Source organism: Okeania sp. SIO3B5 (assembly GCF_010692555.1).
Lineage (GTDB): Bacteria > Cyanobacteriota > Cyanobacteriia > Cyanobacteriales > Microcoleaceae > Okeania.
In genome coordinates, this window is sequence record NZ_JAAHHG010000404.1 from 1 (window position 1) to 9,387 (window position 9,387).

Here is a 9,387-nt window from a genome sequence, read left to right on the forward strand (position 1 = left end):
ATGATTGCTGCAATGGTATGTTAGAAACCTCTGACAACCATTCTCTTTCTTCAGTCTTTTTAGCAGATGTAATAAAAAGCTTTTGTAGTTCTGATAAGTCAGATTTCTTTTCTCCTGATTTATACCTCTGTTGGCAGAAAGCTAGACTATCATTCACTCGCCACACGGACACAGCCAAATAGCTTGGCGCTCTCGGTATTTTTGTCCCGGCGTTGGATATATACGGTACTTAAATCTAGCTTTCATAACTTGACGCATCAAACTAACATATAGGTTAACATATTTATTGAAAAAAATCAACTAAAAAGTCGCCCGCTTATGGGCGAGGCTTGAGACCCATTTTTTCGGTTAAAAAAACTTTCTCCCTTCTAAACCTTTTCTTTCCTTCTGCCTTCTGCCTTCTTCAATTTCTTTCCTTCTGCCTTCTGCCTTCTGCCTTCTGCCTTCTTCAATGATGCTTGGTTTTGAGAGATTTAATTTTTGCTTGAAGCTCAGTATCATATTTTTGTTTTAATTCCTTGAGTTTTTGCTGAAGCTGATTTTGATGTTGAGTAGTTATAGTTCCTATTGTTTCTAACATAGATTCTTGATGAATTTCTTCTAATTCTTGAATTTTAATTTGGAGATGACTTTGATGCTTTGTTTCTAAAAATTTAACTGTTTTTCTCAGTTTTTGTTCATGAGACTTCTTGAGGTTAACAATTTTTTGTTGATGTTTATCTTCTAAATAACTGGTAATTTCGTTGATTTTGTGCTGATGAGTCTCTGACAATTCTTGAAATTTTTTGTGATATTTTAATTGCCAAAAATTATTAATTTTTTGTTTTTTTCGGCGATGTTCTTGTTCTAAATCTACTATCTGGTGAGAATATTTATCTATCAATTCTCTGATTTTTTCTTGTGATTTAGCATCGGCTGAAGCTAAATTCTGTATATGTTCTGCTTGAATTAATTTAATTTGCTCTTGCAATTCTTTGTTTTGTTTATTTGATTCCCTCAAATTATTCTGATATTCTACTTCTAAAACTTGAATTTCTTCTTGTTTTTTTTGTTGATAATCTACTTCTAATTGTTGAATTTCATTTTGATGTCTTATATGAGCAAGAGCAATATTTTCTTGTATTTCTTCTAAACTATGTCTGAGTTGTTGTTCAAGTTCTTCTTTTTGTTTAATTCTCTCTTGATAATCTGTATTTAATAATTTAATTTCTTCTTGTTGTGCTTGCTGAAGGTCATAGATTTGTTCATGGGTTTCTCGTAACTGTTTTTCATAACTTTTCGCTTGTTTTTTTAACCGCCTTTCAAATAGCCAGTAAGCACAACCTATCCCTAGCATTACACTAACAACTGTAACTACTATAAATGAAGTTATAAGCATAATTTTAACTACTACCTAGTTTCTATTACCAATAATTAAGTTTTAAAGCCTCTCCTTTAAAGGAGAAAAAAGCGGTCGAGGGATGGCTAGGTCTCCTCGCCATATCCAATTGACTAAGAGAAGAAAAAAATTTTCCTTTTAGTCAATCCTATCCGTTTTCAAGGAGAGGTAATAATTAATAATTAATAATTAATAATTAATAATTAACTATTAGGGCTTACTGATTAAATATCAAAGCATTTACAGGTAAAGGTTTTAACCTTTTTAGGAACGAAAAAAGTGCGCCTGTTTCAGCTCTTAACGCTCATGCATGGAGCGTATTTTAGGTGCATAGTTGGGCAAAAAAAATTACTTTCCTGTTCCTCTACTCCTCTATTCCCCTCCTGGGAGGGGGAGGGGCGAGGGGTGGATACCCTACTCCTTAAAAAATACTTTTTCAGCAAACCCTAATTAATTGTTGAAAAGTACTCATAAATAACACTCCTAGAAGCTGAATTTATGTTGAGTTTTATAGTACCATAAGCTATAGATATTTTATATATAATCAATACAAAATGATAAAGGAAAATCAGTCAACATCTTTCACTCCTACTCGTGCTCATGTTTTTATTTCCGGAAAAGTTCAGGGAGTCGGTTATCGCTTCTCCACATTAGAAATGGCAGTTAATATAAATGTCACTGGTTGGGTGAAAAATCTACCTGATGGTAAAGTAGAAGCTGTTTTTGAAGGTAGTAATCAAGCTGTGGAAAAAATTATTAACTGGTGTTATCAAGGTCCTAAATCAGCTATTGTTAATGATGTGACTATAAAATATGAGCAACCCGAAGGACTACAAAGTTTTGAAATTCACCGTTAACTAGCTATCAGCATTTTCCGTACCGGAATGCTCCGCAAACAGCATTTCAGCATTTCAGCATTCAGCATTCAGCGTGCTAAAAGCTTGGGTTTAAATTCCCAGCTTCTAGCTTACGGACGTTGCATGCAACGTCCCTACCTACTCCCCCACTCCCCCACTCCCTTACTCCCCCACTCCCTTACTCCCCTACTCAATAACTAGCTGTGCGATCGCACAAACTTATCCAACCTTGCCATCCCTTTTTCTATAGTTGCTAAATCAGTAGCGTAAGATATCCTAATATGGTCATCTGCACCGAAAGCAATACCAGGAATAACAGCGACGTTTTGCTCCGCTAATAAAGCATTACAAAATTCTAGGGAACTGCTAGAAATTTTACTAATATTGACAAACATATAGAAAGCTCCTTCAGGTTTACTACAAGTAATTCCTGGTATAGCATTCAGTAAATCATAAATTACCTGCCGACGTTTAGCAAAAGCTTGACGCATTTTTTCCACACAGTCTTGAGATGATTCCAATGCAGCGATCGCTCCATACTGAGCAAAAGTACAAACATTTGAGGTACTATGACCTTGAATTTTCACTGTAGCGTTAATCAATTCCACAGGTGCGGCCAAATATCCTATGCGCCAACCCGTCATAGAATAAGCTTTAGCAAATCCACTACTAATAATAGTATTGTTCAAAACATCTGAGCTAACTGCCCCAATACTGAGATGTTGAATATCATCATAAATAATCTTCTCATAAATTTCATCAGAAACTACTAAGATATCTTTTTCTACTATTACTTCTGCTAATGCTTTAACTTCTGCTGGACTATAAACCATCCCAGTTGGATTAGAAGGAGAATTAAGAACGAATAATTTTGTTTTGCTAGTAATAGCTTGGCGTAGTTGCTCTGGTGTAACTTTATAATTCGTCCGAGCATCCGTAGGCAAAATGACTGGCTCTCCACCCATCAGTTTGACCATTTCTGGATAACTTAACCAGTAGGGTGCAGGAATAATTACTTCATCTCCAGGTTCAATCAGTGCCATCATCAAATTAAACAGAGAATGTTTACCCCCATTAGTGACAATAATATTTTCTGCTTTGTAGTTTAGGCCATTTTCCCTAGATAACTTTTGGGCGATCGCTTCTCTAAGTTTAGGTTCTCCCGCCGCTGGGCCATATTTGGTCTTACCAGCATCCAGTGCTTTTTGGGCTGCTGCTTTGATATGCTCTGGGGTATCAAAGTCAGGTTCCCCAGCACTAAAACTACATACATCTATTCCCTCAGCTTGCATTTCTTTAGCTTTAGCTGAGATAACTAAGGTTAAGGAAGGTGGTACTTTGCCGACTCTTGCTGCCAGTTTCATTTTTTACTTTTTTGAGCTACTAAATCTTTCATTTTAGATTAGACAGATGATTCAGTTCAACCTAAACTATTTGATAATGGATAATGGATAATGGATAATGGATAATTACCACTCTCCCACTCTCCCACTCCCCCACTCCCTCACTCCCTCACTCCCTTCCTTAAGGCATAACAAATTGAATCACACCCCACTGACCATTTGTTAACCACAAAGGATCTTCTTCATTTAATATTTCTATTTGATCGGGTTCTAAGCTAGTTGCTACTTCTGACTTTAAAGTACGCAAAGCTATAAATGGTGTAGGAAAATAATAAGCAATATCTGACAAAGGGGTAGTAAATAACCAGTGGCGATCGCCCAAGATACGACGATAGTTAGCATCACCCTTAATCAAAACCAGACTGGCCTTAGTTAATTCCTCTCTCACAGACTCTGGCATTTCCCAAAAAGCTAGTGGCGCATTCCAAAAAAAGTCATCTCGGCAAATTAAACGACCGATACTAATATATTCTTGTAAACGAGTTGCCAACATTTGTAAATTTTCTGAGACATCATTAGCTAAGATTTCCAGAGTATAAAGAACATCTTGACTCATGGCATCAGAGACAAAAGTTGGATGTGCTTTCAAATGCAAATAAACAATATTGGCAGTTTGAGTAGATAAAAGGAAATCTATCAGAAAAAAATCGCAAACTAACTCAAAACCTGCATTATCTATAATTAAATCTATCCGCTGTCCCTGAATATGGCTTAAATAGTCAATGGAATTGTAAGTATCATCTACTAATATGTGAGATTGTTGTTGTTGAAGGTCTCTAGTAGTCCGGTCCTCTGTTTCAACTGGCCATAAACTCAAATCTGCTTGATTTCCCCACAAAGCAGTTTGCAAAAGAGCTGTGAGACAAATTTGATAACTCTGTTGTTGTGGTAGAGCAGTATTTAAACCATTGATGCGATCGCCTATTTCACGGATAGCAGCCATTGATTTTTCTAAACTTAAGCGTTTTTGGTAACCAAAAGGGTCTATTCCTTGCCAAATTCCAGGCACAAAATAATCCGTTGCCTCCAACAAACGTCGGAAGAAATAAGCTTCAGCAAAATAAAACGGTAAATCAAACCAACTTCTGCCTTCAAAAGACTCTAAGTAGGATGCCCAAGCTGCTACATCTGGTCCTTGGTCATCGATCAGGGGTCGTACCCATCCTTCAAATAAATCTACAGTTAGGGACTCTAACTGTTGGACAATAGATAGAGGAAAATTATTGTCTTTGATAACTCGTTCGATGACATCCGGTAGTCTACAGACCATTGTGTAATGAGCAAAGGTATTGTCTTCTGAAGGCATCACAGGTAAAGGCAATAGTAAGTCACTGGTTTCAAATTCAGTCATGTATTTTTGAAAGGGAGTAGGGAGTAGGGAGTAGGGAGTAGGGTGAAAGAGTTGATACAGCAGATTCGGTGGTATATGAAGTACAGATATTAACAATTAAATGTTCCCAGTGCGTGCATCTTGCCCGCGACGGGTGTACCTCATTAAAGTGGAATCTGCTGTAATTTCTGTGCAATAATTGATTTTATTTTTTATTATTGCATTAGATAATATGTTTTAACTTGACTGATAGTCAAATGCAGCTACAATATTTGATACTTTAATACTTGCTTTAGTTCTCTCAGTATTAATCGAAAAAACAACTTGACCCCATAACTTTTGCAACTCATCATAATTACCCCTAGCGTCTTTTTCAGTCTCAAGAATAACATCTATCCACAATTCCTTATTCCAATCAATCGAAACACTTGTAATATGAGTTATTAACATTAATTGACCTGTGGTCAGTAGCAATGCAAAATTCCAATCATCAGTCATCATTCTTTCAACGAACCAAACAGGTAAAACTGAAACTGCGTCTTTAGGGTTTGTTAAACGACAAGGCAGTCCTTTATGGAAATTAAACAATTGTTGCTCTTCATTGGATAAAGGAAAATCTATTTTGTGTTGTTCTAAGCTATATTCTTGCTCTGTATATTCATCCTTTTCTATAGCAGCCATAATATTTTATCCTTATTATTCAACATCCCAAAAGTTAGTTGAGTTTTCAATACTAGAATTGCTGAAAACTTCAATATATTAATAACTGAATTTAATACAAAAATTAAAATTCATTAGCAAAATTTTAGCATAGATATACGGGAGACTTTGCCAAAACGGGAATATTGTACGCTAAGGGGTTAATTAAAATACTGAAAGCATTAATTAATATAGCTTTAAGTATTTTTCGTCCTCTCTCCATACAACGTCCACTTAAACAGTCGAGATTTTATCGCTAGTTTGGCAAGGGAAAAAATAGATGTTTTTAATGTTGATTTTAAAGACTTACAGCGGGAGTTAGACCGTGGCTGAAATTCCCGCTGTAAATACTTCGCCCTTGATTTTTTTGACTCAGGCAAATTTGCTCAACTTCCTGCAAATACTGAGTCTGAAAATTATTGTTCCTCAAGCAGTAGCTACAGAAATTAAAGCCTACGGCAACACAGATTTCATTAATTAATAATTAAATAATTCGCGCCTTGAAGCCTCCCCTTTTAAGGGAAAAAAAGCGGTCTCCGGATGGCGTTTTGCTCCGCAACATATAAAGCGGAGCGGCTCTGTCACTCTTCGGGTCCCCTCGCCATATCCAATCAACCAAGAGAAGAAATAATATTTCCTTATATTCAATTCCGTAGCGGTTTTAACCAGAGGTAATTATCAATTATCCATTAATGAACTGTTTTTCCAAGAAAAGGATTGATTAAAATGTTTTTTTTCTTTCTTGTAAATCAACAGCTAATAGTCCAGAAAATAAGGAACTTTAAGTCTTAATTATTCAATAATTTTATCTAAAATATTACTATAGCAATCAGGAATCAGATGTGAGAATTGAGGTGTTCCTTTAAAGCATAGAATATAGCAGTTATCTTATTCTTATATCTTCGTTTATTCCCTATTCCCTATTCCCTCCATACCTAAAACAAAAACCTTCAATATCTCACAACTCAAATCATATTGCTATAATATTTTAGCTGATACAAAAAATATAATTTCTGGCTAATTTAGCTTGACAGAATAATCATAGAGATTTATAATCTGGCAAGTACATTACAGTTAAATAGGAGTAAAATTAAGTGAGTAATAATGAACCGATAAATTACGGTCGTTACTATTGGTATGTGCGAGTAACTAAAGAGATAGCAGCAAAAGGAGAACAATACGTTCAGGCAGATGAAGCACAGGTAAAAGATGGTGTTTTATTATTCATTCAGCATAAAGATGAAGGATCAACAATTAATATGGCTTTTGCTCCAGGAACTTGGTTAACTGCTTATGTAACTTCTTATCAGCAAAAAAGTTAGATAACTATAGCAATCAGGAATGATTTTGATAGATATTTCAGAACAATTAAGAACAATCAAAATCCTTTGATATTCTGACTCCTGACTCAGCCCTTCTGACTCCTGACTTCTACAGCCAAAAGCACATACCACGTGCAAAAATACTAAATGGGTTAGGATATCTTTAACAAGCTGAAACAATGAAATACTAATAATCAGCCTTTTTGCTATAAAGTTACACGTCCCAAATAACCATGAGCAACAGTATATTAGACGATCGCTTTTTTACCAGACCCACCGATGGTCAAATTTTCTCATTTCCCATATTAATAGTAGGAGGTTCCACAGCAGCATACTCGGCAACCCTTGGCGCATTAAAAGCAGGTGCAAATGTTTGCCTCGTACAACCAAAACAAATATTAGGCGGACAATTTACAACTCAAGCATTACCTGCTTCCGACGATCCTCAACTAGACAAAAAATTTAATCCAGGGGAAATATATGAAGATAAAGTAGACCGAGACAAATATGCTTTCTCCAAGACTCAATCGCAATTTCGCAAACGTAGTCGGGAACTCCAACCAGTCAACGGCAAACAAATTGATAATCCTGGTGGAGGTTGGGTAAGTAATTTTGCTACAACAACTGTAGTTATGGCACAAGCGCTTAACGAAGCTATAGAAGATTTTCTCAGCAACGGCAAATTAACCCTCATACCTTTTGCTGAACCTGTAGAAATTTTATTTAATCAATCTCCCAATGAACGGCGACAGGTAACAGGTGTTGTATTTCAGGATGTGCAAAATAATCAACGTTTCACCGTCAATGCTCAAATTACCATTGAAGCGACAGACTTAGGCGACTTACTAGAATTGGGAAATATTGAATCCAGAGTCGGACAAGAATCACAAAACGACACGGGTGAACCACTTCTTCCCCAACAACCTTTTCCCGAATGTCAACAGTCAATCACTTTTTGTGCTGCTGTGGAAAAAACTGCTGAGGGAGAAGGTGTTCCCATCGCTAAACCAGAAGGTTATGGCATCGAACCTTGGTTGCAAACGGATAAATTTACCAGCACTTATCAAGGGCGAGCATTTTTTGAGCGGTTTGCAATTTTTACTTATCGACGAATAAAACGTCTCAAGGAAGGGTATATTCCAACTACAAGTAATGGTGATGTGACTATCCTCAATTATGAGTCCAATGATTATAAAGCAGGTCTGTTGATTGGGGTGAGTCGGAGCGATATTGCTCCGCAACGTTGGCACGAACGCCAAAAACATATTCAGCAAGCAAGGGAATATACCCAAGCTTATATTTATTACCTCCAGTCGCAAACATTAAAAACCAACAACTGGATATTAATAGGTAAAGTAGGGGAATTAAAACCACGGGGAGACTTGACTTGGACTAATGATGGTATTGCCCTCGAACCCTATATCCGCGAAGCAAGAAGAGGGATAGCATTAACAACTATTGTTTACCAAGATACTGCCCAACAATATTATGGCGAACAAGCACGGGGACGATGTTTTGAGGATAGTGTTGGTATCGGTCATTATGCTTTGTTTGATATTCATCCCACCGATAACCCCAACCACCTTATTTTCAACAGTAAAGATGAGATGAAATGTTTGCCTTTTACTATTGCGTTAACAGCAATGGTGCCCATCAATACAGATAACCTCATTCTGTCAGCGAAAAGTATTGGCACGACTCATTTGAGTAATTCTGTATATCGGATGCACGCTGTAGAATGGGCGATCGGGGAAGCAGGCGGTCATTTAGCTGCTTTTGCTCTGAATGAAGGGGTGGATATTCGGACTATTGCTACAAATAAACGACTTATTTATAAATTTCAGGGTTTGTTAACTCGTAATCAAATTCCCCTATTTTGGTATAACGATATTTCCCATGACGACCCAGACTTTGAGGCGATACAAATTCTCGCTGTGGCAGGTATTGTAAGGACTGAGAATTACAATCATTTATATTTTCTACCAGAAGGAACGGTAAACCGAGCAGTTGTTTCGGTAGCGGTGGTAAATGTGATGGGTTTTGAAATGCTTAATCCTGAGTTTCCCACTTTTCTCGATGTACCGAAGGAGCATTTTGCCTATCGTGCAGTTGAAACTATGGCAGCAAAAGGTATTGTTTCGGGGGTGGGGAATGGATATTTTGCGCCAAATTTACAATGTACGCGGGAGCAGTTAGCGTTTATTGTTGGTAAAAGTGGAGATTTTGATGTGTTTCAGTTATTTGGGTCTTCTGGTACGCCTCTGGATGCTCGACCTTTGAAACGACGGGAGTTATCTAGGATTTTATATATGGTGTTGCGATCGCAATATGGTATTGATTAAATATTCTTGTAGCGCAGGCATCCTGCCTGCAAATCTTGTAGCGCAGGCATCCTGCC

10 protein-coding genes are annotated in these 9,387 nt (G+C 36.9%); 4 read left to right on the forward strand and 6 right to left on the reverse strand.

Annotated elements, in window-relative coordinates; genetic code table 11:
* Nucleotides 1-153 precede the first annotated feature (153 nt).
* The 3 genes from F6K54_RS33405 to F6K54_RS33415 form a co-directional block, all read right to left on the reverse strand.
* Complete coding sequence (locus F6K54_RS33405; RefSeq protein WP_366558014.1) at nt 154-258, reverse strand: helix-turn-helix domain-containing protein; 105 nt, start codon at nt 256-258, stop codon at nt 154-156.
* 90 nt (nt 259-348) lie between these two features.
* A complete protein-coding gene (locus F6K54_RS33410) occupies nt 349-501 on the reverse strand; it encodes a hypothetical protein (RefSeq protein WP_293087732.1) in 153 nt (50 codons plus the stop codon).
* Nucleotides 449-1,378 (reverse strand): hypothetical protein, encoded by a 930-nt coding sequence (locus F6K54_RS33415; RefSeq protein ID WP_293087735.1) that lies wholly within the window; start codon nt 1,376-1,378, stop codon nt 449-451. The genes F6K54_RS33410 and F6K54_RS33415 overlap by 53 nt, the downstream gene beginning before the upstream one ends.
* A gap of 554 nt (nt 1,379-1,932) precedes the next feature.
* On the opposite strand from F6K54_RS33415, the gene F6K54_RS33420 reads away from it, so the two are divergent.
* On the forward strand, nt 1,933-2,235 hold the full coding sequence (locus F6K54_RS33420; protein WP_293087738.1) for an acylphosphatase: 303 nt from the start codon (nt 1,933-1,935) through the stop codon (nt 2,233-2,235).
* Between the two features lie 197 nt (nt 2,236-2,432).
* Here F6K54_RS33420 and F6K54_RS33425 read toward each other — a convergent pair whose 3' ends face one another.
* The 3 genes from F6K54_RS33425 to F6K54_RS33435 all read right to left on the reverse strand — a co-directional run bounded on the left by F6K54_RS33425 (nt 2,433) and on the right by F6K54_RS33435 (nt 5,649).
* On the reverse strand, nt 2,433-3,599 hold the full coding sequence (locus tag F6K54_RS33425) for a pyridoxal phosphate-dependent aminotransferase (RefSeq protein WP_293087741.1): 1,167 nt from the start codon (nt 3,597-3,599) through the stop codon (nt 2,433-2,435).
* Nucleotides 3,600-3,759: 160 nt separating this feature from the next.
* Nucleotides 3,760-4,989, reverse strand: a complete 1,230-nt coding sequence (locus F6K54_RS33430) for a damage-control phosphatase ARMT1 family protein (protein ID WP_293087744.1) — start codon at nt 4,987-4,989, stop codon at nt 3,760-3,762.
* Between the two features lie 216 nt (nt 4,990-5,205).
* Complete coding sequence (locus F6K54_RS33435; RefSeq protein ID WP_293087747.1) at nt 5,206-5,649, reverse strand: hypothetical protein; 444 nt, start codon at nt 5,647-5,649, stop codon at nt 5,206-5,208.
* Between the two features lie 343 nt (nt 5,650-5,992).
* Between F6K54_RS33435 and F6K54_RS33440 the strand changes: the two genes are divergently transcribed.
* The 3 genes from F6K54_RS33440 (at nt 5,993) to F6K54_RS33450 (ending at nt 9,331) form a co-directional block, all read left to right on the forward strand.
* Nucleotides 5,993-6,148: a hypothetical protein gene (locus tag F6K54_RS33440; RefSeq protein WP_293087750.1), complete on the forward strand. Its 156-nt coding sequence runs from the start codon at nt 5,993-5,995 to the stop codon at nt 6,146-6,148.
* Between the two features lie 613 nt (nt 6,149-6,761).
* Complete coding sequence (locus F6K54_RS33445; protein WP_293087753.1) at nt 6,762-6,989, forward strand: hypothetical protein; 228 nt, start codon at nt 6,762-6,764, stop codon at nt 6,987-6,989.
* A gap of 233 nt (nt 6,990-7,222) precedes the next feature.
* Complete coding sequence (locus F6K54_RS33450) at nt 7,223-9,331, forward strand: FAD-dependent oxidoreductase (protein ID WP_293087756.1); 2,109 nt, start codon at nt 7,223-7,225, stop codon at nt 9,329-9,331.
* Nucleotides 9,332-9,387 lie beyond the last annotated feature (56 nt).